Raw genomic sequence first — 23,244 nt, forward strand, 5'->3', positions numbered from 1 at the left:
AAGGAGCTGCATCATGGCCAAGGAAGGCATCCTGATCGTCTTTGCCGTGCTCGCCCTTGTCCTTGGGGTCGGCACCGTGTTCTTTCACCTCGTCGAGGGCTGGAGCTGGCTTGACGCCTACTTCTTTACCGTCATCACGGTCTCGACCGTGGGCTACGGTAGCCTCGTCCCCGTCACCGCGCTTGGCAAGATCGGCACGACGATCCTGATTTTTGTCGGCCTCGGCGTTTTCGGGGCCGCGATTCAGCAATTCAGCCGCCTGACCTACGAGGCGCGCCTCAAGCGGCGCCGGAAACTGCGCGACGCGATCGCGGCAAATGTCGCGGAAGAGGCCGCATCGGACGCCGCATCGGGCGCCGGCACCACGTCGGAGCGATCTGAATGACCACCAGGGCCACCACGGCCGCGCGGGCGCCGCTGGCCCTGCCGGAGTTCATCGCCCTGATGGCGATGCTGTTTGCCACCATCGCCTTTTCCATCGATTCGATGCTGCCGGCCCTGCCGGGCATCGGCGACGAGCTAAGCCCCGGCGCGCCCAACCGGGCGCAGCTGATCCTCACCGCGTTCATTTTGGGCATGGGCGCAAGCACCTTCTTCATCGGCCCGTTGTCGGATGCCTATGGGCGCAAGCCCGTGCTGCTGGCAGGCTCGGCCCTTTATATCGTGGGGGCGTCGCTAGCCTATATCGCGCCCAGTCTCGAGTTGATGCTGCTGGCCCGTGTCATCCAGGGCATAGGCGCTGCCGGACCGCGCGTCGTCGGCATGGCGATCATCCGCGATCTCTATGCCGGGCGGCATATGGCGCGCATCATGTCGCTGGTGATGATGGTGTTCACCATCGTTCCCGCCCTTGCGCCCCTTGGCGGCGCCGCGGTGATCGCGCTGGCGGGGTGGCGGGCGATCTTCGGCTCTTTCATCCTCTTCGCGCTGATCACCGGGCTGTGGCTGGCGCTCAGGCAACCCGAATCATTGCCGCCCGAGCGCCGGCGCGCCTTGAAGCTGCACGCGATGAAGGCCGCCATGATCGAGATGCTGACCCACCCGACGGTTAAACTGTCGGTGCTGGCGCAGGTGTTCTGCTATGCCACGCTCTTTGTCACCATCAGCCTTGTGCAGCCCGTCTTCGACGTGGTGTTTGAGCGCGCCGAGACCTTTCCGCTGTGGTTCGGGGGGCTCGCCGTGATGGCCGCGTCCGCCAGTTTCCTCAATGCGGCGCTGGTCATGCGGCTGGGCATGCGCCGCCTTGCGACGGTGGCCCTTGCGGTTCAGGCGACGCTTTCGACGGCGATGTCGCTTGCCTGGCTGATGGGCCTGTCTGGGGATGCGCTTTTTTACGCCTTCCTGATCTGGCTCACGACGGTGTTTTTCCAGATCGGCCTGACACTGGGCAACCTCAACGCCATCGCGATGGAGCCGATGGGCCACATCGCGGGCATGGCCGCCAGCGTCATCGGCGCCCTGGGCACAGTCGGCGGCGCCGCGATCGCGATTCCCATCGGGCTGTTGTTCAACGGCACGCCCTTGCCGCTAACGCTCGGCGCTGGTGGATGCTCGGCCATCGCGCTTGTGGTCATGCTCTGGATGCGTCGGGCCGAACAACGGCTGTAGCCGCCGCCTGCGCGCACATGCCGACAGACCCGAGGGGATTTTTCGCGGTATACAACCGCATACCATCTTTGCAGTCCCCTCCGATTGCGGTAAGAGGCGTGCAACCGTACGATTCATAAAATGCAAAAGAAGGAGCCGACACATGGCCAAGATCAAGGTGGACAACCCCGTCGTCGAGCTCGACGGCGACGAAATGACCCGGATCATCTGGGATTTCATCAAAAAAAAGCTGATCCTGCCCTACCTGGATATCGACCTGCTGTATTACGATCTGGGCATCGAAGAGCGCGACCGCACCGACGATCAGATCACCGTGGACGCCGCCAACAAGATCAAGGAAGTCGGCGTTGGCGTGAAATGCGCCACCATCACCCCCGATGAACAGCGCGTCGAGGAGTTCGGCCTCAAGAAGATGTGGCGCAGCCCCAACGGCACGATCCGCAACATCCTGGGCGGCGTGGTGTTCCGCGCGCCGATCATCTGCCAGAACGTGCCGCGCCTTGTGCCCGGCTGGACAAAGCCCATCGTCATTGGCCGCCACGCCTTCGGCGATCAATACCGCGCCACCGACATGAAATTCCCCGGACCCGGCAAACTGTCGATGAAGTTCGTAGGCGAAGACGGCAAAGTGATCGAGCACGAGGTCTATGACGCCCCCTCCGCAGGGGTCTACATGGGCATGTATAACCTCGATCAGTCGATCTATGACTTTGCCCGCGCGTCGATGAACTACGGCCTGAAAATGGGCTGGCCGGTCTACCTGTCGACCAAGAACACGATCATGAAAGTGTATGACGGCCGCTTCAAGGACATTTTTGAGGAGGTCTACCAGACCGAATTCAAGGAAGAGTTCGAAAAGCTGGGCATCACCTATGAGCACCGCCTGATCGACGACATGGTCGCCAGCGCGATGAAATGGTCGGGCGGCTATGTCTGGGCTTGCAAGAACTACGACGGCGACGTGCAATCCGACACCGTCGCGCAGGGTTTTGGCTCGCTTGGCCTGATGACCAGCCAGCTGATGACCCCCGATGGCCAGATCATGGAGGCCGAGGCCGCCCACGGCACCGTCACCCGCCACTACCGCCAGCACCAGAAGGGCGAGGAAACCTCGACCAACTCCATCGCCTCGATCTACGCATGGACCGGCGGGCTCAAGCACCGTGCCAAGCTTGACGGCAACGAAAAGCTCAAGATCTTCGCCGAAACGCTTGAGCGCGTCGTGGTGGAAACCGTCGAATCCGGCTTCATGACCAAGGATCTGGCGCTTCTGGTCGGTCCCGATCAGAAATGGCTCACCACCATGGGCTTTCTTGAAAAGGTTGACGAGAACCTCAACAAGTCGCTCACCGTTTGATCCAACCCCGCCAAAGGGATGCACCGCATCTCCGGCTCGGACATCAAGACAAGGGGGCCATCCGTGGCCCCCTTGTGACTTGAAACGGCCGCCTCAGCAGGCCCGCAACACCAAGGGAGAGCAGCACCATGGCCAAAACCGGCACCCCCGCACCCGATGCGCAGCGCCATGGCATCATCGCCGATATCCAGGGCCTTGTGTTCGGCACCGCGATGGCGGCCACCGCGGTGACGATCCTGACGCATCTTGGCCTTGTCACGGGGCAGACCGCGGGGCTGGCGGTGCTTCTGTCCTATGTGACGGGATATTCGTTCGGACCGATATTCTTCCTGGTGAACCTGCCGTTCTACTGGCTGGGGCTGCGGCGCATGGGGCTGGCGTTCACGCTCAAGACATTTGCCGCGGTGGGGCTCTTGTCGATCTTCAGCATGCTGATCCCCGACTGGTTCTCGATCGCGCACCTTGCGCCGGTGCCCGGCGCGATCCTGTTCGGGATGATGACCGGCGCCGGGCTCCTGGCCCTGTTTCGACACGGCGCCAGCCTCGGCGGGGTGGGTATCCTGGCGCTTTACCTGCAAGACGCCACCGGGTTTCGCGCCGGATATACGCAACTGCTGTTCGACGCGGCCCTGTTCACCGTGGCGTTTTTCGTGATAGACACGCCCGCCCTGGCGCTTTCGGTGCTAGGGGCTGTCGTCGTCAACCTGACCATCGCGATCAATCACCGCCGCGACTGGTACGTCGCGACCTGACGGAGGCGTATCCATGACCTACCTGATCCTGTTCCTCGCCGTCGCCGCCGAGACCATCGGCACCTCCGCGCTACAGGCCAGCCAGCAATTCACGCGCCCCTTGCCATCGGTCGTCGTGGTGGTGTCTTACGGGCTGAGCTTCTGGCTCTTGTCCCTGACCCTCAAGGTGATGCCGGTGGGTGTTGTCTATGCGCTCTGGGCCGGGCTTGGCATCGTCCTGATCGCGCTGATCGGGTTCACCGTTTTCGGTCAACGCCTCGATTGGCCGGCGGTTCTGGGCATGGCGCTGATTCTTGGCGGTATCCTGATCATCCATCTGTATTCAAATACCGCGCCGCACTGAGGCATTCGCCCGGACCCGCGGCCGCGGGAAAGGGCGGCGCACACCCCGCGCGCCGCGCTCCTCCCGCTGCGCCTCAGGCCAAGGCCCGCAGGCGTTTGATCAGGCTGGAAGTATCCCAACGGCCGCCGCCCATGGCCTGCACGTCCTTGTAGAACTGATCGATCAACGCGGTGACAGGCATGCTCGCGCCCATCTCATCCCCGGCCGACAGGCAAATCCCCAGATCCTTGCGCATCCAGTCGACGGCAAAGCCATGATCGAACTCATCGTCGATCATGGTGGCGTGCCGATTGTCCATCTGCCAACTTCCCGCCGCGCCCTGGCTGATCACCTCGACAACGGCATGCCCATCCAGACCGGCCTTCTCGGCGAAGTGCAGCGATTCCGACAACCCCTGCAACAGGCCGGCAATCGCGATCTGGTTGCACATCTTGGTCATCTGCCCGGCGCCCGATGCACCGATCCGGCGGCACATCTTGGCATAGGCGGCAATCACCGGCTCGGCGGTGTCGTAGGCCGACGCGTCGCCGCCGCACATGACCGACAGCGCACCGTTTTCCGCGCCCGCCTGACCGCCCGAGATGGGCGCATCCACGAACGAGACGCCCCGCTCTTGCGCCGCCTCGTACAACTCGCGTGTGACCTTGGCCGATACCGTCGTGTGATCCACGAAAATCGCCCCCTCGGACATCCCCGCGAACGCGCCCTCCTCGCCAAGGCAGACGCTGCGAAGGTCGTCGTCATTGCCGACGCAGGCCATCACGATCTCCGCGCCTTTTGCTGCCTCACGCGGGGTATCGGCCCTCTCGCCGCCATGCTCGGCCACCCATTTTTCGGCCTTCGCAGCGGTCCGGTTATACACCGTCATCTGGTGGCCCTTTGCCTGAAGATGCCCGGCCATCGGGTACCCCATCACGCCAAGCCCGAGAAATGCCAATTTCGCCATTTTTCCATCCCCTTGCATTTGTGTCTCAGCCAATTTGTGGCTAGCAAGAGAGGCAATGGCAAGGCCCACGGGGGATTTTCATGCTGCGTCTCATAAAGTGGCTTTTGCGGATCGCGGCGGCAATGGTCGTTCTGATCGTTGTCGTGATCGCCGGCGTCTACTACCTGGCGTCCCGGTCCCTGCCCGAATACGACAAGACGCTGCACGTGGATGGGCTGTCGGCCCCGGTGCAGATCGTGCGCGATCACTCCAACGTGCCGCACATCTTCGGCGACGAGGACGCAGGCGACGCAAGCGTGTTCTTCGGGCTTGGCTACGCACATGCACAGGACCGCCTGTGGCAGATGACAACCATGCGGCGCACGGCGCAGGGCCGCCTGTCCGAGGTATTCGGCACGCGCACCCTCAAGATAGACAAGCTGTTGCGGCGGCTTGATCTTTATAAGCTCGCGCAAAGATCCGTCAGCGCACTGGACGATGACACCCTGACCGCGCTCAACGCCTATGCAAAGGGCGTGAACGCCCGGCTTGAGGAAATCAACAGCGGCGCCAAGGGCCGGGGGGCGCCCGAGATGTTCCTGTTCGACGCCCCCGTCGCCCCGTGGCAGCCCGCCGATACCGTCGCGATGCTCAAGCTGATGGCGCTACAACTATCGGGCCACCTATCTGAGGAGGTCATTCGCGCGCGTACAAGCCTTGCCCTGCAAGACCCCGATCGCCTGTCCGATATCCTGCCCGACGCGCCCGGCAGCGGCATCGCCGCCCTTCCCGACTATGCCGCGCTGTTCAACAGCAGCGATTTGCCACGCAACACCGCCCGCGTGACCCCGCCCCTTGATCCGCTGTCGCCGGTCAGGGCGCGGCCCTTCGCCGGCGCCTCGAACGCGTGGGCCGCCGCACCCGATCGCTCTGCCGCGGGCGGCACCTTGCTGGCCAGCGATCCGCACCTTGGGCTAAGCGCCCCGTCGATATGGTATCTCGCGCGGCTGGAGCTGAGCAGCGGCGGCGTGATCGGCGGCACCATCCCGGGCATCCCCGTGGTCCTGTCCGGCCGGTCCGAGGACCTGGGCTGGGGCATCACCTCATCTTACCTCGACGATCAGGACGTCCTGATCGAAAAGCTGAACCCCGACAATCCCGAGCAATACAAGACGCCGGACGGGTTCAAGCCGTTCCGCACCGCCAAATCCATCATCCAGATCAAGGATGCGGCCCCCGTCACCCTGACCCTACGTTGGAGCGATAACGGCCCAATCCTGCCGGGAAGCCACTACAATCTGGAAAGCGTGACGCCCAAGGGGCATGTCGCGGCCCTGTCTTGGACGGCGCTTAGCGACCAGGACACCACCATTCAGGCTGCGCTGCGCATGATGCGCACCCGCACCGTGCAGGATGCGCTGGCGAGCGCCGAGCAGTACATAGCGCCGTCGCAGAACCTCGTCGTTGCCGATGGCGTCCAGATCGCCATGAAAACCATTGGCGCCAACCCGCGCCGCGCCGCCGCACACCAAAGCAAGGGCCGCATTCCCAGCCCCGGGTGGGTGGAAAGCAATCGCTGGCAGGGCACCCTGCCCTACGCATCCAACCCCGAGTTCCTCAACCCCGGCGGCGGTATCGTCGGGAACACCAACAACAAGACCGTCGATCGGCCATTTCCCATGCATGTCAGCTTTCACTGGGGCGACAGCCAGCGCATCCAACGCTGGCGCCGCCTGATGCAGGCACGGCAGGTGCATACCCGCGACAGCTTCATCGAGGCGCAGCTCGACACCGTCAGCTTTACCGCGCGCGCGCTTCTTCCGCTGGTCGGCGCCGATCTGTGGTTCACCGGCGAAGCCGCCCCCGACGGCACGCCAGAGCGCCGCCGTCAGCGCGCGCTGACGCTTCTTGCCGACTGGAACGGCGAGATGAACGAGCATCTGCCAGAACCGCTGATCTACGCGGCATGGATGCGTGCGTTGCAAGATCGCCTGATCCGCGACGAGCTGGGCCCGCTGGCGCGCGATTTCACCCATGTCGAGCCCCTGTTCATCGAACGCGTCTACCGCGACGTGGATGGCGCGGCGGTCTGGTGCGACGTGATCCAAAGCGCGCCCGAGGAAACATGCACCGACATGGCGCGCCTTGCCTTGGACGATGCCCTTACATGGCTTGAGGAAACTTATGGCACCACGCTGGAATCGCTTCGCTGGGGCAACGCCCACCAGGCCACGCACGACCACCCCACCTTGGGCGAGGTACCGGTGCTGCGCTACTTCGTGAACATCCGCCAATCAACCTCCGGCGGTGACAATACCCTGCTCAGGGGCCGAACACGCGGCGGCGATGGCAGCGATGCGTTCCAAAACGTGCATGGCGCGGGGTATCGCGGCGTTTATGATTTCACCGATCCCGACAGTTCGGTCTTTATCACCTCGACGGGCCAATCGGGCCATTTCCTGTCGCGGTTCTACGACAACCTGGGCACGCTGTGGCGCCGGGGGGAGTATATCCCGATGTCGCTTGACGCGGACCTGGCCCGCGCCGCCACCGTCGGCATCACCCACCTGCGCCCCAAATCCCCTTGACGGTCTGCGCCTGACACAAAAGGATGCGAAAACCCTGTCGCGGATTGACCAACCTGTCGCGTTCAGGACGGACCGGCAGGCACGCCGATTGCTAGCCGGCGAATAACGCCCGCCGCCGCCTGGGTTTTTTCCCAAGCGAGCAACGATAAGGAGGTCAGTCCCATGTTTCAGGTGCTCGCAGCCGTCTGGGCGTTGTTGCTGGGCATGGCGCTCATCATGATCGGCAACGGCATGCAGGCAACCCTGATCGGTGTGCGCGGCGATATCGAGGGGTTCTCGACATTCGAGCTATCGGTAATCACCTCGGGGTATTTCGTTGGCTTCCTGGCGGGATCGCGCCTTACGCCCGAACTGATCCGCCGTGTCGGGCATGTGCGCGTGTTCGCCGCTCTGGCCTCGTTCCTGTCCGCAGGCCTCATCGCCCTGCCGGTCCTGGCTGAGCCGTGGGCGTGGACGCTTTTGCGCGTAGCGCTGGGGTTTTGCCTGTCGGGCGTTTACGTGACCGCCGAAAGCTGGCTCAACAACGCCGCCACAAACGAGACCCGCGGCCAGACGCTGTCGGCCTACATGATCGCGCAGATGCTTGGCATGGTGGCGGCGCAAGGGCTTATGAACGTGGGCGATGCGGGGGGCTTCGTGCTGTTCATCCTGCCCTCGATCCTTGTTTCGCTGGCGGTGGCGCCGATCCTTTTGTCGATCTCGCCCACGCCCGCGTTCGATACCGCCAAGCCGATGCGCCTGACGACGCTGTTCATCAACTCCCCGCTGGCGGCGGTCGGGATGATGATTCTCGGCGGTGTCTTTGCCGCGCAATTCGGCATGGCGTCGGTCTACGGTGCCGCGGCGGGGCTGAGCGTCGGACAGATATCCACCTTCATCGCGATGATCTTCACCGGATCGCTGGTACTGCAATACCCGATCGGCTGGCTGTCCGACCGCATGGATCGCCGCGTGCTGATCTGCGGCGTGTCGGTGGTCGGCGCAGGCGTGGGACTTGCCGGGTTCCTGTCGGGCTCGGCCTACCCGGTATTGCTGATCATAGCGTTCGTCTTTGGCGGCATGACAAATCCGCTTTATTCGCTGTTCATCGCCTATGCCAACGACTTCCTGGAAATCGAGGATATGCCCGCCGCCTCTGGCGGGCTGGTATTCATTTACGGGCTGGGCGCGATCACCGGGCCGATCGTAACCGGGCAATTGATGTCATGGGTCGGCCCCAAGGGGTTCTGGCTGTTCGTGATGCTTTTGTTCTTCGCCATCGCCGCCTACGCGCTTTGGCGCATGACGCGCCGCGCCTCGGTGCCTGTCGATGAAACGGGGGCCTATGTCGGCGTCAGCCCCACGGCCTCGCCCGTGGCGGTCAGCGCGGCGCAGGACTGGTATATCGAACAGGCCGAAGAGCAGGACGCGCAGGACTGACCCCCCGCGCACGCTCGCACTCACATCTCGCGGAAATCTTTCTCCTGCCGCGCAGTCCAGCGCACCGAAAGATCAAACCCCTCGTCGGTCTGCGTCTCGCTCTCGATCACACCCTGCTGGTGCAGCCAGGCGCGCTTGCGGCTGTCCTCGTATGGCAGATGCAAATGGGTCACGTGCCGTTCGGCCTCCAAGGCGCGGGCGGCCATCTGCAGGAATGCCTCCATCCCCTCGCCGGTGATCGCCGACATCGCGCAGGTGTCGGGCCTGCGGGCGGCGCGCACCATCTCCGCCTCTTTCTCGGCGGGGGGCAATTGGTCGATCTTGTTCCACACCTCGATCAGCGGCGTCGCCCCCTTCACCCCCAAGGATGCAAGGATGTCGCGCACATCACCCGCTTGCGCATCGCTTTCGGGGTGGCTGATGTCGCGCACATGCACGATCAGGTCCGCTTCCAGAACCTCCTCAAGCGTAGCGCGGAACGACGCGACCAGCTCCGTCGGCAGATCGCTGATGAACCCCACCGTGTCCGACAAGATCACCTCGGGGCCGCCCCCCTGCAGGCGCACGGCCCGCATCGTCGGGTCGAGCGTCGCAAACAGCATGTCCTTGGCCATCACTTCGGCGCCGGTCAAGCGGTTGAAAAGGGTCGATTTTCCCGCATTGGTGTAGCCCACCAACGCAACCACCGGATAGGGCACCTTGGCCCGCGCCGCACGGTGCAGCTTGCGCGTCTTCACGACCTTCTCAAGCTGACGGCGAATGCGGACGATCTGCTCGTCGATGGCGCGGCGGTCCGCCTCGATCTGCGTCTCGCCCGGCCCCCCCACGAATCCCAGCCCGCCGCGCTGCCGTTCAAGGTGGGTCCAGGCCCGCACAAGCCGCGTGCGCTGATACTTCAGGGCGGCCATCTCGACCTGCAAAACACCCTCGCGCGTGCGCGCCCGGTGCGAGAATATCTCAAGGATCAGCCCCGTACGATCCAACAGCTTGACGTTCCACGCCTTTTCCAGGTTGCGTTGCTGCACTGGCGTCACCGGCCCGTCAACCAGAACCAGGTGCACCTCCTCGGCCGCAAGTTGCGCCTTGATCTCGTCGATCTTGCCGGTGCCGAACAGGTGCCCCGGATGCGCCCGCGACAGCGGCACAACCTGCGCCCCGACCACCTCCAGCCCCGGAAGGGCATGCGCCAGCGACACCGCCTCGTCCAGCGCGTAACTCGGCTCGCGGCGCTCTTTGTCGGTTTTCAGGTCGGGATGCAGCACCCATGTCCGCGTTGCGACGCGGTCTTCGTCAATCAATTGGACTCGTCACCGTCATACAGGTTGATGGGTTGGGCGGGCATGATCGTGGAAATCGCGTGTTTGTAGACCAGTTGCGATTGCCCATCCCGGCGCAGCAGGACACAGAAATTGTCAAACCAGGTGATAACCCCTTGCAGCTTTACCCCGTTGATCAGGAAAATCGTAACCGGGATTTTCGTTTTTCTTGTGTGATTAAGAAATGCGTCCTGAAGATTCTGTCTATCGGAAGCCATTGGAAACCCTTTATTCTTGCCTGCCAGAACCGGCCAGGTACCAACGCCCGAACCGGTCTGCTTTTAACCGAGTATGTCGCGCCATGACGCGAGTTTCCAGCCCCAAATTAACGTGGATATTCCGACACTAATCAATGCACGGGGCCGCTACTCGCGCCACACGCTGCTGCTGATCAGCGCAATGATGGCCAGCATTTCCAACCGCCCGAGCACCATCGCCGCGCACAATGTCATTTTCGCCGCCGCGCCGATGTCGGCCAGGACAATGGGACTATCGGGGGCAAACCCGATCAAGGGCCCCGTCGTGGACAGCCCCGCAATCGCCAGCACCGTCGCATGATCAAAGCTTTGGCCCAAGGCCGTCAGGACAAGCACAAAAACCGCCAACGTCAGCGCAAACAACATCAGGAACAGCCACGCAATATAGGCCCCCTGCCGCCGCATGCGGCGATCATTGGCGCGCGCGCGGCCGACGGAACTGGGATGAACCAGCCGCTCCATCTCGCGCAGCGCATTGAGATAGAGCGCCCACACGCGCAGCAGCTTGATCCCGCCCGCCGTCGTCGCCACGCCGCCGCCGATCATCGCCAGCCCCATGAAGATCAGGCCCGTGGTATTGAGGCCGGACCAATCCTGCGCCGCCGCCCATTCGGCGCTCTCGAACCCGGTTGTCGTCAGGAACGACAAAACGGTGAACACCCCGCCCCACAAGGCGCGTACCGCCGTTAGCGTGCTGTTGCCGCCGTCGATCTCGATCGCGCCGGCCCAGTGGCGCGCGAACATCACCAGCGGCACAACAAGCACCAGAACCAGCCCCAGGCGGAACTCGCGGTCGGCATAGACTCCCGGGCTGGCCCGCGCGCGGGTGTCGCGCGAAAACGTCACGCGCGACAGCGCAAACAGCATGAACATCGCCATCAGCGCCTCGCCCCACACCCCCGCGCCGGACACCTGCGCAGACGGCAAGGGGGTGATGCCGCTGGTCGCCATGACCGCCGCCGCGTGGCTGAACGCCGTCAGGCCGCTATCGCCCGCGATCACAAGGCAGACCCACAGGACAGCCGTCAGCCCCGCATAGACCGGCGCCAGCACCAGCGCCGCGCGCATGACCCGGTGCTGCGGATCGGCGCGCTCGGTTTGGCGCCAGTTGCGATCATACTGCACCGGCTGCCCGGTCGCGGTCACCTCGAACCCGCCAAGGTTGAGCGGCCCCAGAATCGCGGCGGCGGACACCCACATCAACAGCCCGCCAAGCCACCCCACTAACGCGCGCCACAGATGGAGCGTCGGGCTCAGGCGCTCGGCATCGAAAAGCACCGCGCCGGTTGTCGTCAGGCTCGACACCATTTCGAAATACGCATTGAGAAAGCTGGTCGTCTGCAACGCCTCGTGGAACGGCACCGCCAACAGCAGCGGCAGCACCGTGAACGCGGCCAGCAGCGCCACCAGGTTCTGCATCGTGCTGTGCGCCCGCGTGCGCCCCGACAGGGCCACGACCACCATCGTCAGGACCAAAAGGCCAAGCGTGCCCGAGTAGAAAAACGCGCGCGCCTCGGCGTGGCTGGACAGCGACAGCGCATGCATCGCGGGCACATACATCGCACCCATGCCGATCCCGGCAAGGATCACGAATAGCGGCAGTTTCACCAGCGCGTCCGCCATGACTAGAAATAATCGATCGAGACCTGAAGCAGCCTTTCGACCTCAGGCACATCCGACGCCTTGGAAAACAGGGCGATCACGTCCCCCTCGTCGATACGCGTGCCGCCGGTGGGGCGGATCACCTTGCTTCCTTTCAGGATACCGCCGACAAGGACGCCCTCGGGGAACTCGATATCGCGCACGCGCCGCCCCGCGATCGGCGAGGTGGACAGCACCTCGGCCTCGATCACCTCGGCCTCGGCATCGCCGATGGAATAGACCCCGCGCACCCGCCCGTGGCGGATATGGCGCAGGATCGAGCTGACGGTGGTCGCGCGCGGGTTGATATACGCGTCGATCCCCAGCGGCCCCATCAGCGGCGTCAGCGTCGGATCGTTGATCAGTGCCACCGACATCGGGCACCCGATGGATTTCGCGCGCACCGCCGCCAGCAGGTTCGTCTTGTCATCGTCGGTCACGCACAACACGGCGTCGGCCCGCTCGATCCCCGCTTCGGACAACAGGCCCACATCAAGGCCATCGCCATGCAGCACGATGGTCCGCTCCAACGCGTCCGCCGCATGCTCGGCCTGGGCGCGGGACATCTCGATCACCTTGGCACGGATCTTGGAGCCCCGCGTCTCCAATCCGCGCGCCACCGTCAGGCCGACATTGCCGCCGCCGATGATCACCACCCGCTCTTGCTTGCGCGGGGTCTTGCCGAAAATCTCCAGCGTGCGGGTGATGTCCTCGTTCACCGCGAAAACGTAGCAGGCATCGCCCACGAACAACTGATCGCCCGGCTCGGGCGCGAAAAGGCGGCCTTCGCGGCGCACCCCCACCACCACCGCGCGCAGCGTCGAAAACAGGTCCGTCAACTGCCGCAGCGGCGTGTTCACCACCGGGCAATCCTCCTCAATAGTGATGCCCAGCAACTCGGCCCGCCCGCCGAGAAAGCTTTCGGTGTCGAACGTGGCAGGCGAGGACAACCGCCGCATCGCGGCCTCGGCCACCTCGCGCTCGGGGCTGATCACCACGTCGATGGGCAGGTGATCGCGCCGATACAGGTCCGAATAGATCGCATCCAGGTAGGATTGGCTGCGCAGCCGCGCGATCTTGCGCGGAATGGCAAAGACCGAATGCGCCACCTGGCAGGTCACCATGTTGACCTCGTCCGAGTGGGTGGCGGCAATGATCATGTCAGCGTCGCGCGCGCCCGCGCTATCAAGAATGTCTGGGTAGCTGGCGAACCCGGCGATGCCTTGCACATCCAACGTATCGGACGCGCGCCGAACAAGGTCGGGGTTGTTGTCCACGACGGTCACGTCGTTCTTTTCCCCGGAAAGATGGCGGGCGATCTGCCAGCCAACCTGCCCGGCACCGCAGATGATCACTTTCATGGCTGCGAGTCCTCGCTATCAGGCCCTAGTGGATGGCAGAACCCCCTGCCCCGGTCAATCGTTTGTAACACCGCAGCGCTTAGCTCTCGGCCTCGTTCTCGGCTTCGTTCCCGGCCTCGTCCACATGCGCGAACCGATGGCCGGACTTGGCCGTTGTCACAACCCCAAGCGATTTGAGCTTGCGGTGCAGCGCGCTGCGCTCCATGCCCACGAAATTGGCGGTGCGGCTGATATTGCCGCCGAACCTGTTGATCTGGGTCAGCAGGTATTCCCGCTCAAACGCCTCGCGCGCCTCGCGCAACGGTAGCGTCGCCAGTGCCCCTGACAGAACCACGCGTTCATCATCACTGGTCGCGCCCTCCTCGGGGGCCGGCAATTCGCGCGCCTCGATGGCGCCGTTACCCTCGCCAAGGATGAGCACCCGCTCGATCAGGTTGCGCAACTGCCGGACATTCCCCGGCCAGATCATCGTCTGCATCAGGGCCACCGCCTCTTCCGATATCTCGCGCATTGGCAAGCCCTGCGTGCGGTTGAAAAGACTCACGAAATGCTCGGCCAACAAGGGGATATCCTCGCGCCGGTCCTCAAGCGACGGCACCGCGATCGGCACCACGTTCAAGCGGTGATACAGCTCTTGGCGGAACTGCCCGGCGGCGATTTCGGCCTGCAGATCGCGATTGGTGGACGAGATTACCCGCAGATCCACGCGCACCTTGTCGGCGCCGCCGACGCGCTGAAACTGCTGATCGACCAGCACGCGCAGGATCTTGGATTGCGTGCCAACCGGCATATCGGCGACCTCGTCGAAATAGATCACCCCGCCATGCGCCTGCTCCAGAAGGCCCGGCTCGATCCCGCGCTCGGCGCCCTCGCGCCCGAACAGGACCTCTTCCATCCGCTCCGATTCGATCGACGCGCAGCCGACGGTCACGAACGGCCCGCTGGCGCGGTTCGAATTGGCGTGGATATAGCGCGCCGCCACTTCCTTGCCCGCCCCCGCCGGCCCGGTCAGCATCACCCGACCGTTGGATTTGGTCACCTTGTCCAACTGCCCCATCAACGCCCGGTACGCGGCCGAGGCGCCGATCATCTGCGCCTCGCTGGTGTCGCGGCGGCGCAATTTCTGGTTCTCCCGCCGCAAACGCGATGTCTCCATCGCGCGCCGAATCACCACCAGCAACTGGTCGATGTTGAAGGGCTTCTCGATGAAATCATACGCACCCTGCTTGATCGCGGCGACCGCGATCTCGATATTGCCATGCCCGGAAATGATCACCACCGGCACATCGGGGTTGTCGCGTTTGACGGTCTTGAGAATATCAATCCCGTCCATCCGGCTATCTTTGAGCCAGATATCCAGCACGATCAGCGCCGGCTGCTCGGCGTTGATCGCGGCCATGGCATCGTCGGAATTGCCCGCCAGCCGCGTCGCATAGCCCTCGTCCTCAAGGATATCCGAAATCAGCTCCCGGATATCGCGCTCGTCGTCAACGATCAGAATATCACTCATCCGTCCCTGTCCCTTGCAACCTGCTCTGCTCATTATCGCCTTGCTGCGCGCCGCTCTTGAGTGGCAGCCGCACAACCGCCATGGCGCCGGCGTGATCACCCTGCCCAAAGGGCTCCGCGTCCTCCAGCGTCAGCGTTCCGCCGTGTTCTTCGATGATCTTGCGTACGATCGGCAGGCCCAGCCCGGTGCCCTCGTCGCGGGTTGTCACATATGGCTCGAACAGGCGCGCGCGATCCTCCGGCAGGCCGATGCCGTTGTCGCTGATCCGCAATTCGGCCCAGCCCCCGTCGCTGCGACTTTGCACCCTGATCTCGGGCTTGTAGCCCTCCGGCGCGCCGGATTTTTCCAGGGATTCAATCGCTTCGCCGGCGTTCTTGATCAGGTTCGTCAACGCCTGCGCGATCATCGTCGCGTCCAGATCGGCCATCAGGGGTTCGTTGGCGATGTCCGATGAAAACTCCACATCGGGCTGACCGGATTGCTGCAACAACACCGCGCTTTGCAACAACTCGGTCAGGCTTTCGGGCTGACGATCCGGCTCGGGCATGCGGGCAAACTTGGAAAACTCGTCCACGATCCGGCGCAAATCGGCGGCCTGGCGGCTGATGACGTCCGTGAGCTGCTCCAGCGCCTCCGCGTTCTCATCGTCCAGACGGCGGCGGAACTTGCGCTTGATCCGCTCCGCTGACAACTGGATCGGCGTCAGGGGGTTCTTGATCTCGTGCGCGATGCGCCGCGCAACGTCGCCCCACGCCGCCATGCGCTGCGCCGCCACCAGGTCGGTCACATCGTCAAAGGCCACCACGTAGCCCTCGCGCTCGCCGCGCTCGTTGCGGCGGGTCGCCATGCGCACCAGCAGGTTCTCGATCTTGCCGCCCCGGCTGACCTTGATCTCTTCCTGCGCTGTCTCCGTCTGTCCGGATTGCAGCCGCTTGAACAGCGGCTCGAACTCGGGCACCGCCACCGCCAACGCCAGCGATTGCTGATCCTCGTGCCAACCCAAAAGCCGCTCGGCCGACCGGTTCACAAAGGTCACGCGCCCCGTGCTATCAAGCCCCACAACCCCCGACGTGACCGAGCTCAGCACCGAATCAAATAGCCGCCGGCGCTGCTCGATCTGGCGCGTGTTGTCCAGTAGCGCGTCGCGCTGCGCCTTGATCTGGCGGGTCATCTGGTTGAAATAGCGGCCCAGCTGGGCGATCTCGTCGTCGCCCTCTTCCTCGACCACGCGCACATCCATATCGCCGCCGCCAACACGCTGCGCCGCATCCGTCAACCGCCCCACCGGGCGCGACAGGCGCTCTGCGAACCACAGACCAAGCCAGATCGCCGCCAGGATCAGAATCAGCGCGAAACCAAGGTAAATAAGGCCAAATTCAAACAGGACCCGCCCCCTGTCGCGCTCAAGCTGCTGATAGAAACGCGCGGTTTCCTGCGTGTCGTCCAGCAGGCTCAGCAACGCGCCATCCACTTCGCGACTGACATATAGCAGCCGATCGGTGAACTCCTTAAGCGGTAGCAACGCGCGAAATTCGTTGTTGTCCCAATCCTCTATGATCAACAGGTCATCGTCGCGCGCATTCGCGATCTGTTCATCGCTGGGTTCCTCGAAATCAAACAGATAGGACCGCTCGCCGCGCGCGCGTATCTCGCCGGTGCCATCAATGACGAACGCCTCGCGCAGCCCGCGCTGGATCTGCGCCTGTCCCTGGCTCAGGACTTGCCGCACGTCCCCGTCGCTCATGAATACCTGCGAGCGGCGCGTCGCGTTCAACAGCTCCGCCAGCGCGCGCGCGTCCTTGGTCAAATCGGCGCGATGCTCCTGCTCATAGGCCTCGGCCGCCGCCAGGGACGAGCCGACAACCTGCCGCACTCGATCCGAAAACCACCCCTCAAGGCCCACATTGACCGTCAGCCCGGCAAAGACCGCGACCGACACGGTCGGGATCAACGCCAACAGCGCGAATGCGCCGGTCAACCGCAGGTGCAGCTTGGACCCTGCCGAGCGCGCCCGCCGCGCCGCGACAAGCGCGACAACGCGTTGCAGCACCAGCGCCGCGATCAGCATTACATAGACGAGATCGGCCAGCAGAACCAACCGCAGGCCCGGCGCCGATGCCCCCTGATCCAGCGGCCCCAGCACCAGGAACGTCGCCAGCGCCAGAACCGGTCCAAGCAGCACCAGACCCAGCGTCGCCGCGTTGCGCACACGCCGCATCCGCCGCAAACGGCTGATCCTGCCCCACGTAAGTCTCTGCCCGGCGCGGGTAACCACCCGTCTCCCCCATTTCCCGTGTCGCCACAGGGACGAACCGCCTACATTCACCTTGCGTGCACCGGCACTGCCCAAGTGGCGCCGATTTGTCACGCCTCTGTTGCGGTTTTACATCAACTTCCGGCGCCGTGTCACGCGAATATCCAGATCATTGATCTTCTTGCGCAGGGTATTGCGGTTGATGCCCAGCAGATCGGCGCATTTGGCCTGATTGCCGCCCGTCGCCTCCAACGCGATCTCGATCAGGGGCAGCTCCACCTCGCGCAGGATACGCCCATAAAGGCCCGGCGGCGGCAACATGTTGCCATGCAAATCGAAATACCGCCGCAAGTGCCGCGCCACCGACCCCGAAAGCTGTTCGGTGGTCTCGCCATCGGCGCCGCCGCCCAATTGCTCGGCCTCCGGTTGACTGCCCAGGGCCGCCTCGACCTCGGCGCGCGAGATTTCCCCGGCCTGCGCGGTCAACGCCAGCCGCCGGATCGCGTTTTCAAGCTGCCGCACGTTGCCAGGCCAGCTATAGCTGCGCATCATCTCAAGCGCGTCATCGGACAATCGCCTGCGCGGCCCGCCCTGCGCCTCAACCTGGGTCAGGAAATGCGTCGCCAACAGCGCGATATCATCGACCCGCTCGCGCAGGGCGGGCACATGCAGGCTGGCGCCGCTCATGCGATAGTAAAGATCCTGCCGTAGCGTCCCCGCCTCCATCGCGCGCTTGGGATCGGCCTGTGTCGTGGCCATGAACCGCGGCACATGATCGCCGGGATTGTCCATCATGCGCACGATGCGGGCCTGTGCATCGGGGTCGATATCGCCGATCTCATCAAACAGCAGGGTACCGCCCCGCACCCGCGCCAACACGCGCGAGGGCCCTTCGATATCGCGCAGGTCCGAGGCGCTGACCGACACGAACGGCAACGTTCGCCGATCCGAGAAATCGTGGATGGCCCGCGCGATCAGGGTCTTGCCAGACCCCGATTCACCCGACACCAAAACCGGGATATCGGTGTTCATCACCCGCGCGACCAGGCGATAAAGCTCCTGCATCGCGGGCGTGCGCCCCACCAGCGGCAGATCGCTGGGCTGCTCGCCGCGCTCCTCGGCGGGTGCAGGCGCCGGATCGGCGCGGCGGCGCTGATCCAACGCGCGCGCCGTGCGCTTCATCAGGTCCGGCAGGTCGAACGGCTTGGGCAGGTAATCGAACGCGTCCGCCTCCGCCGCCTTGATCGCAGTCATGATCGTGTTTTGCGCCGAAATCACGATCACCGGCAGGCCGGGGCGATCCTCGGCGATCTTGGGCAGCATCTCCAAGCCGTTGCCATCGGGCATGACCACGTCCGAGATCACGACGTCGCCCTTGCCCTCGCCAACCCACCGCATCAGCGTTGTCAGGCTTGACGTGGCATGAACCTTGCACCCCGCCCGCGTCAGCGCCTGCGTCAAAACGGTTCGAATTGTGCGATCATCGTCGGCAACCAGAACGGTTCCGTCCATCACGATCTCTCCCTGGTTCTGCGCTGACCCGCCGGTTTCGCCATCGGCAACGAGATTCGGAAAACGGTGCGGCCAGGCACCGACTCGACCGAAATCCATCCACCATGATCCGAGACGATCTTGGCCGTCAGCGCCAATCCCAGCCCGGTACCGTTCTCGCGCCCCGAAACGAACGGCTCGAATATGTCGCCCTTGATCTCGTCCGGCAGGCCCGGGCCGTCATCCATCACCTCGATCTGCAACGGCAGCGCCTGCCCCGACCCATCGTTGCGGCGCAGGCTGAAGGAATGCTCGAAATATGTCCGCAGGCGGATCGTCCCACCCCCCTTGCCCGCCGCCTGCGCCGCGTTCTTCAAGAGGTTCAGCACCACCTGCACCAACTGATCCGCGTCCCCAAGCGCCAGCGGCAAGGACGGGTCATAGTCATCCTCGATCCGCATCTGCGCACCGAATCCCACTTCGGCCGACCGGCGCGCACGGTCCAGAACGTCATGCAGGTTTATCGGCTGCAAATCGGGCGGCGAGAGGTTGCCGAACTGCTCGACCTGCTCCAGCAGCTTCACGATCCGGCGGCTCTCGGCCACGATCAGATCGGTCAGTTCCAGGTCCTCGGGGCCAAGGTTCATCGACAAAAGCTGCGCCGCGCCCGTGATCCCGGCCAGCGGGTTCTTGATCTCGTGCGCCATCATCTCGGCCATGCCGATCGCCGATTTGGCCGCCGATTTCACCGTGTGGTTCTGCGTGATCCGCCCAGCCAGCTCGCGCGGCGAGATCAGCAGCAGCATATAGCCGGGCCTATCCTGCAACGGCGCCACCGACAGGTTGCACTGCGTCGGCGCCCGGTCCCCCGTGCCAACATCGACATCGTTGACAAATAGCGGCGAATTGGTCTGCCGCGCCCGCGCGAATGCCCGGTCAAGCGGCGCATCGACCATCACCTTGTCCCAAACCGGCTGCCCCGCAAGGGCCTTGGCGGATGCGTTCAGGAACCCCTCGGCGGCGGGGTTGATGTCGGCGATCCTGTCGTCGCGGTCCAAAACCAGCCCCGGCAACGGCAGCGACGACCACACAGCGGCGCTTTCCCCGTCGGTCATGCGGCCGCCCTCTCGCCGTCGCACAGGGCCATCCGCAACAGCCCCAGCACCTGCGCCGGGCTCGTCGCGGTCAGAACCTCGCGCCGCAAGCCGCCGGGCGTTCCCGCCTCGTCCATGTACCAGCCCAGGTGCTTGCGCGCCACGCGCAGGCCCAGGTCCGCGCCGTAAAACGCGACCGTCGCCTCGTAATGCGCGGCCACCAAATCCGCCAGCGCACCGCCGAGCGGAATATCGGGTGCCGGCCCGTGCCCCAACTCGTGCGCGATCTGCGAAAGCAACCAAGGCCGCCCCTGCGCGCCCCGGCCCACCATGACGCCATCCGCACCCGACTGCGCCAGCGCCGCCTTGGCGGACGGGCCATCGACGATATCACCATTGGCCACTACCGGGATCGAAACCGCCTGCCGGACGCGATTGATCGCCGCCCAATCCGCGCGCCCCTTGTAAAACTGACAGCGCGTACGCCCGTGGATCGTCACCATCCGCACCCCGGCGTTTTCCGCGCGCCGAGCCAGGTCCGGCGCGTTCAGGCACCCCTCGTCCCACCCCAGCCGGGTCTTGAGCGTCACCGGAAGGCCGACGGCGCCGACCACCGCCTCGATCAGGCGCAGGGCATGGTCCGGCTCGCGCATCAGGGCCGATCCGGACATGCCGCCGACAACCTTCTTGGCCGGGCACCCCATGTTGATATCGATCAGGCGCGCGCCGCTATCTTCAACCATGCGCGCGGCCTCGGCCATCCAGTAGGGGTCGCGCCCGGCCAGTTGTACGGCGGTATCTGCGCGCTCCAGGCCCAGCTCGGCCCGCGCCCGCACGCCCGGCTTGGCCTGCACCATTTCCTGGCTGCCGACCATCTCGCTCACCACCAGGCCGGCGCCGAACCGGGCCACCAAACTGCGGTATGTCACATCCGTAATCCCCGCCATCGGCGCCAGCAACACCGGCAGAGAAATGGAATGGTCGGAAATCGAGAGGGTCATCTGCTTAATCCTTGGGCAACACACCCCTGATACCGTCTGCGCCCCCCATCTTCAACAAAACAAAAGGGATTTCGGACTCCCCCGGGGCATTTCGCCTAATTATTGTGCAGTATTGTCGGGGCTCCTCCGCATTGCCCTCCGCCCTTGCAGGGCCTATGCAAGGGCAGGCTCAACAACGCGGTCACACGGACATGACAACTGCCGCCATCATCCTTGCCGCCGGGCGTGGCACCCGCGCCGGCGGGGAAATTGCAAAGCAATGGCAACCGATTGCAGGGCGCCGCGTGATCGACTGGACGCTCGATGCGTTCCGCAACGCCCCCGACATCGACAGCATCGTCGTGGTCCTCCCGCCCGGCGAGGTGGACCGCGTTGAAACATCAGGCCAGATCCTTACCACCGCGGGCGGCGACAGTCGCGCGGCGTCGGTCAAGGCGGGGCTGGAGATGCTGACGGACGCGCAAACGGTCCTGATCCACGACGTGGCGCGCCCCTGCGTGTCGCAATCGGTGATCGCGGACGTGATCCGCGCCTTGGGCCACAGCCCCGGCGCCGCGCCCGCCCTGCCGGTAAGCGACGCACTTTGGCGTGGCGACGGCGGCGCGGTCACCGGGATCGTTCCGCGCGATGGCCTGTGGCGCGCACAAACCCCGCAAGGCTTTGATGTCAAAGCGATCCGTGCCGCCCACAACGCCCACCCCGATGACGCCGCCGACGACGTGCAAGTCGCCCGCGCTGCGGGGCTGGAGGTTGCCATCGTGCCCGGCGACGAGGACAATATCAAAATCACCACGCGCGCGGATTTCGCCCGCGCCGAGCGCATCCTGCGGAGACACATGAGCCGCGACCAATCACCCGATTTCGACGTAAGGACCGGCAACGGCTATGACGTGCACCGCTTTGCACCCGGCGATCATGTCATCCTGTGCGGCGTGAAAATTCCGCATACTCATGCACTTAAGGGTCACTCCGATGCCGATGTGGGGATGCACGCCATCACCGACGCCCTCTATGGTGCGCTGGCCGAGGGGGATATCGGGCGCCATTTCCCCCCTTCCGATGCGCGATGGAAGGGCGCGGCCAGCGACATATTCCTGGCGCACGCCGTGGAAACGGTCCGCGCGCGGGGATACCGAATCGCGAACATCGATTGCACCCTGATCTGCGAGCAGCCCAAGATCGGCCCCCACGCCGACGCGATGCAAACAGAGCTGGCACAGATCACCGGGATCGACGCCACACGCATTTCGGTCAAGGCCACGACCAGCGAAAAGCTCGGCTTTACCGGGCGCGAGGAAGGCATAGCAGCAACCGCAACGGCAACGGTGATACGCCCATGATACACCTGATCACGACGTTTTTCCTTGTCGGGCACATGCGCCCGGCGCCGGGCACCTGGGGCTCGGTGGCGGCGCTGCCGGTTGCCTGGGCGCTCTATACGCTTGGCGGGCTATGGGCGTTCCTGGCCGCACTGATCATAGTGATCCCGCTGGGATGGTGGGCGATCCGCCGCGACACCGCCGGCCAGACCGATCATGACCCCTCCGAGATCGTCATCGACGAGGTCGCAGGCCAATGGACCGCGCTGGCGCCGGTGATGATCGGCGCCGCCTATGCGGGCGTTCCCGTGCTGGCGCTTTGGCCCGGCTGGATCACCGCCTTTGCCGCGTTCCGGCTGTTCGATATCTGGAAACCGGGGCCGGTGGGTTGGGCCGACAGGCGGCCGGACGCGTGGGGCGTGATGCTGGACGATGTCATCGCCGGGGCGGGTGCCGCCGTGGTCGTAGTCGTCGCGGCGGCAGTCTCGCACGGGGTGATATTGCTATGACCCGCACCGACGAAATACTGTCGTTATACAGACAAAAAAAGTGGATGATCGCCACCGCTGAAAGCTGCACTGCGGGCATGGTCGCCGTGGCGATCACCGACGTCGCCGGATCGTCCGACGTGTTCGAGCGCGGCTTCGTCACCTACACCAACAACGCCAAGATCGAGATGCTGGGCGTGCAGGCCGACACGCTGGACGCGGACGGCGCGGTGTCCGAAGCGGTGGTCGAACAGATGGCGCGCGGCGCCCTTGCGGCCTCAAAAGCCCATGTAGCAGTGTCAATCAGCGGCATCGCCGGCCCCGGCGGGTCCGAGTTCAAGCCAGAGGGCCGCGTGTGTTTCGGGGTGGCCACCCCCTCAGGCTGCGAAAGCGAAACCATCGAGTTCGGCGCGCTTGGCCGCGCAGGGGTGCGCGAGGCGGCCCGCGATCACGCGCTCGACCTGCTGATCAAGGCCGCACGCGGTGTGTGAGCGCGCGGTGCATTCGCGATTGGCGTTTG

General features: G+C 64.5%; 20 protein-coding genes. 10 read left to right on the forward strand and 10 right to left on the reverse strand.

Going from position 1 to position 23,244, the window contains the following annotated elements:
* Positions 1-13 precede the first annotated feature (13 nt).
* The 5 genes from G568_RS19650 to G568_RS0104015 all read left to right on the forward strand — a co-directional run bounded on the left by G568_RS19650 (position 14) and on the right by G568_RS0104015 (position 4,060).
* Positions 14-385, forward strand: a complete 372-nt coding sequence (locus G568_RS19650; RefSeq protein ID WP_051202707.1) for a potassium channel family protein — start codon at positions 14-16, stop codon at positions 383-385.
* Positions 382-1,608 (forward strand): multidrug effflux MFS transporter, encoded by a 1,227-nt coding sequence (locus tag G568_RS0104000; protein WP_051202709.1) that lies wholly within the window; start codon positions 382-384, stop codon positions 1,606-1,608. The genes G568_RS19650 and G568_RS0104000 overlap by 4 nt, the downstream gene beginning before the upstream one ends.
* A 142-nt stretch (positions 1,609-1,750) precedes the next feature.
* On the forward strand, positions 1,751-2,965 hold the full coding sequence (locus G568_RS0104005) for an NADP-dependent isocitrate dehydrogenase (RefSeq protein ID WP_026756819.1): 1,215 nt from the start codon (positions 1,751-1,753) through the stop codon (positions 2,963-2,965).
* Positions 2,966-3,093: 128 nt separating this feature from the next.
* On the forward strand, positions 3,094-3,717 hold the full coding sequence (locus G568_RS0104010) for a YitT family protein (protein WP_051202711.1): 624 nt from the start codon (positions 3,094-3,096) through the stop codon (positions 3,715-3,717).
* 13 nt (positions 3,718-3,730) lie between these two features.
* Positions 3,731-4,060 carry a DMT family transporter gene (locus G568_RS0104015; RefSeq protein WP_026756821.1) on the forward strand — a complete coding sequence of 110 codons (330 nt, stop codon included), beginning with the start codon at positions 3,731-3,733 and terminating at the stop codon, positions 4,058-4,060.
* 73 nt (positions 4,061-4,133) lie between these two features.
* On the opposite strand, the gene G568_RS0104020 is transcribed toward G568_RS0104015, so the two are convergent.
* A complete protein-coding gene (locus tag G568_RS0104020; RefSeq protein ID WP_281168975.1) occupies positions 4,134-5,039 on the reverse strand; it encodes an NAD(P)-dependent oxidoreductase in 906 nt (301 codons plus the stop codon).
* A gap of 47 nt (positions 5,040-5,086) precedes the next feature.
* Between G568_RS0104020 and G568_RS0104025 the strand changes: the two genes are divergently transcribed.
* Together G568_RS0104025 and G568_RS0104030 are read left to right on the forward strand one after the other, a co-directional pair.
* Positions 5,087-7,573, forward strand: coding sequence for a penicillin acylase family protein (locus G568_RS0104025; protein ID WP_026756823.1), 2,487 nt, complete (start codon positions 5,087-5,089; stop codon positions 7,571-7,573).
* A gap of 162 nt (positions 7,574-7,735) precedes the next feature.
* Entirely contained in the window at positions 7,736-8,992 is a 1,257-nt protein-coding gene (locus G568_RS0104030) for an MFS transporter (protein WP_026756824.1), read from the forward strand.
* Between the two features lie 20 nt (positions 8,993-9,012).
* On the opposite strand, the gene hflX is transcribed toward G568_RS0104030, so the two are convergent.
* From hflX to dusB, 9 genes are all read right to left on the reverse strand, one after another.
* Positions 9,013-10,287 carry a GTPase HflX gene (gene hflX, locus G568_RS0104035; RefSeq protein ID WP_026756825.1) on the reverse strand — a complete coding sequence of 425 codons (1,275 nt, stop codon included), beginning with the start codon at positions 10,285-10,287 and terminating at the stop codon, positions 9,013-9,015.
* Positions 10,287-10,526: an RNA chaperone Hfq gene (hfq, locus tag G568_RS0104040; RefSeq protein ID WP_026756826.1), complete on the reverse strand. Its 240-nt coding sequence runs from the start codon at positions 10,524-10,526 to the stop codon at positions 10,287-10,289. Before hfq ends, hflX begins: the two co-directional genes overlap by 1 nt.
* A 147-nt stretch (positions 10,527-10,673) precedes the next feature.
* A complete protein-coding gene (locus tag G568_RS0104045) occupies positions 10,674-12,173 on the reverse strand; it encodes a TrkH family potassium uptake protein (protein WP_342664604.1) in 1,500 nt (499 codons plus the stop codon).
* A gap of 17 nt (positions 12,174-12,190) precedes the next feature.
* On the reverse strand, positions 12,191-13,567 hold the full coding sequence (trkA, locus tag G568_RS0104050) for a Trk system potassium transporter TrkA (RefSeq protein ID WP_026756828.1): 1,377 nt from the start codon (positions 13,565-13,567) through the stop codon (positions 12,191-12,193).
* A 79-nt stretch (positions 13,568-13,646) separates the two neighbouring features.
* Complete coding sequence (gene ntrX, locus G568_RS0104055; protein ID WP_026756829.1) at positions 13,647-15,077, reverse strand: nitrogen assimilation response regulator NtrX; 1,431 nt, start codon at positions 15,075-15,077, stop codon at positions 13,647-13,649.
* Positions 15,070-17,295 (reverse strand): sensor histidine kinase NtrY-like, encoded by a 2,226-nt coding sequence (locus G568_RS18215; protein ID WP_084627333.1) that lies wholly within the window; start codon positions 17,293-17,295, stop codon positions 15,070-15,072. The genes ntrX and G568_RS18215 overlap by 8 nt, the downstream gene beginning before the upstream one ends.
* Before the next feature lie 165 nt (positions 17,296-17,460).
* On the reverse strand, positions 17,461-18,843 hold the full coding sequence (locus G568_RS0104065) for a response regulator (protein ID WP_026756830.1): 1,383 nt from the start codon (positions 18,841-18,843) through the stop codon (positions 17,461-17,463).
* On the reverse strand, positions 18,843-19,937 hold the full coding sequence (locus tag G568_RS0104070; RefSeq protein ID WP_026756831.1) for a two-component system sensor histidine kinase NtrB: 1,095 nt from the start codon (positions 19,935-19,937) through the stop codon (positions 18,843-18,845). The genes G568_RS0104065 and G568_RS0104070 overlap by 1 nt, the downstream gene beginning before the upstream one ends.
* Positions 19,934-20,917, reverse strand: a complete 984-nt coding sequence (dusB, locus tag G568_RS0104075; RefSeq protein WP_026756832.1) for a tRNA dihydrouridine synthase DusB — start codon at positions 20,915-20,917, stop codon at positions 19,934-19,936. Before dusB ends, G568_RS0104070 begins: the two co-directional genes overlap by 4 nt.
* 191 nt (positions 20,918-21,108) lie before the next feature.
* Between dusB and G568_RS0104080 the strand changes: the two genes are divergently transcribed.
* Genes G568_RS0104080 through G568_RS0104090 form a run of 3 tightly spaced genes read left to right on the forward strand, consistent with a single transcriptional unit; the run spans position 21,109 to position 23,215 of the window.
* Positions 21,109-22,257: a bifunctional 2-C-methyl-D-erythritol 4-phosphate cytidylyltransferase/2-C-methyl-D-erythritol 2,4-cyclodiphosphate synthase gene (locus G568_RS0104080; protein WP_026756833.1), complete on the forward strand. Its 1,149-nt coding sequence runs from the start codon at positions 21,109-21,111 to the stop codon at positions 22,255-22,257.
* Complete coding sequence (locus G568_RS0104085; RefSeq protein ID WP_026756834.1) at positions 22,254-22,745, forward strand: phosphatidylglycerophosphatase A family protein; 492 nt, start codon at positions 22,254-22,256, stop codon at positions 22,743-22,745. The genes G568_RS0104080 and G568_RS0104085 overlap by 4 nt, the downstream gene beginning before the upstream one ends.
* The gene (locus G568_RS0104090; protein WP_026756835.1) at positions 22,742-23,215 is read left to right on the forward strand and encodes a CinA family protein; all 474 of its coding nucleotides are present in this window, start codon (positions 22,742-22,744) and stop codon (positions 23,213-23,215) included. Before G568_RS0104085 ends, G568_RS0104090 begins: the two co-directional genes overlap by 4 nt.
* The last annotated feature ends 29 nt before the right edge of the window (positions 23,216-23,244 follow it).

Origin of the sequence: Sediminimonas qiaohouensis DSM 21189, from assembly GCF_000423645.1 — a bacterium.
Lineage (GTDB): Bacteria > Pseudomonadota > Alphaproteobacteria > Rhodobacterales > Rhodobacteraceae > Sediminimonas > Sediminimonas qiaohouensis.

Excerpts from the sequence above, each read along its gene's own strand:
- G568_RS0104080 (WP_026756833.1), top strand. The coding sequence starts at position 21,109 with ATGACAACTGCCGCCATCATCCTTGCCGCCGGGCGTGGCACCCGCGCC.
- G568_RS0104030 (WP_026756824.1), top strand. The coding sequence starts at position 7,736 with ATGTTTCAGGTGCTCGCAGCCGTCTGGGCGTTGTTGCTGGGCATGGCG.
- G568_RS0104070 (WP_026756831.1), bottom strand. The coding sequence starts at position 19,937 with ATGACCGACGGGGAAAGCGCCGCTGTGTGGTCGTCGCTGCCGTTGCCG.
- G568_RS0104085 (WP_026756834.1), top strand. The coding sequence starts at position 22,254 with ATGATACACCTGATCACGACGTTTTTCCTTGTCGGGCACATGCGCCCG.
- G568_RS0104005 (WP_026756819.1), top strand. The coding sequence starts at position 1,751 with ATGGCCAAGATCAAGGTGGACAACCCCGTCGTCGAGCTCGACGGCGAC.
- G568_RS0104000 (WP_051202709.1), top strand. The coding sequence starts at position 382 with ATGACCACCAGGGCCACCACGGCCGCGCGGGCGCCGCTGGCCCTGCCG.
- trkA (WP_026756828.1), bottom strand. The coding sequence starts at position 13,567 with ATGAAAGTGATCATCTGCGGTGCCGGGCAGGTTGGCTGGCAGATCGCC.
- G568_RS19650 (WP_051202707.1), top strand. The coding sequence starts at position 14 with ATGGCCAAGGAAGGCATCCTGATCGTCTTTGCCGTGCTCGCCCTTGTC.
- G568_RS0104065 (WP_026756830.1), bottom strand. The coding sequence starts at position 18,843 with ATGGACGGAACCGTTCTGGTTGCCGACGATGATCGCACAATTCGAACC.
- G568_RS0104090 (WP_026756835.1), top strand. The coding sequence starts at position 22,742 with ATGACCCGCACCGACGAAATACTGTCGTTATACAGACAAAAAAAGTGG.
- dusB (WP_026756832.1), bottom strand. The coding sequence starts at position 20,917 with ATGACCCTCTCGATTTCCGACCATTCCATTTCTCTGCCGGTGTTGCTG.
- ntrX (WP_026756829.1), bottom strand. The coding sequence starts at position 15,077 with ATGAGTGATATTCTGATCGTTGACGACGAGCGCGATATCCGGGAGCTG.
- G568_RS0104025 (WP_026756823.1), top strand. The coding sequence starts at position 5,087 with ATGCTGCGTCTCATAAAGTGGCTTTTGCGGATCGCGGCGGCAATGGTC.
- G568_RS0104010 (WP_051202711.1), top strand. The coding sequence starts at position 3,094 with ATGGCCAAAACCGGCACCCCCGCACCCGATGCGCAGCGCCATGGCATC.
- G568_RS0104015 (WP_026756821.1), top strand. The coding sequence starts at position 3,731 with ATGACCTACCTGATCCTGTTCCTCGCCGTCGCCGCCGAGACCATCGGC.
- hfq (WP_026756826.1), bottom strand. The coding sequence starts at position 10,526 with ATGGCTTCCGATAGACAGAATCTTCAGGACGCATTTCTTAATCACACA.
- G568_RS18215 (WP_084627333.1), bottom strand. The coding sequence starts at position 17,295 with ATGCGGCGTGTGCGCAACGCGGCGACGCTGGGTCTGGTGCTGCTTGGA.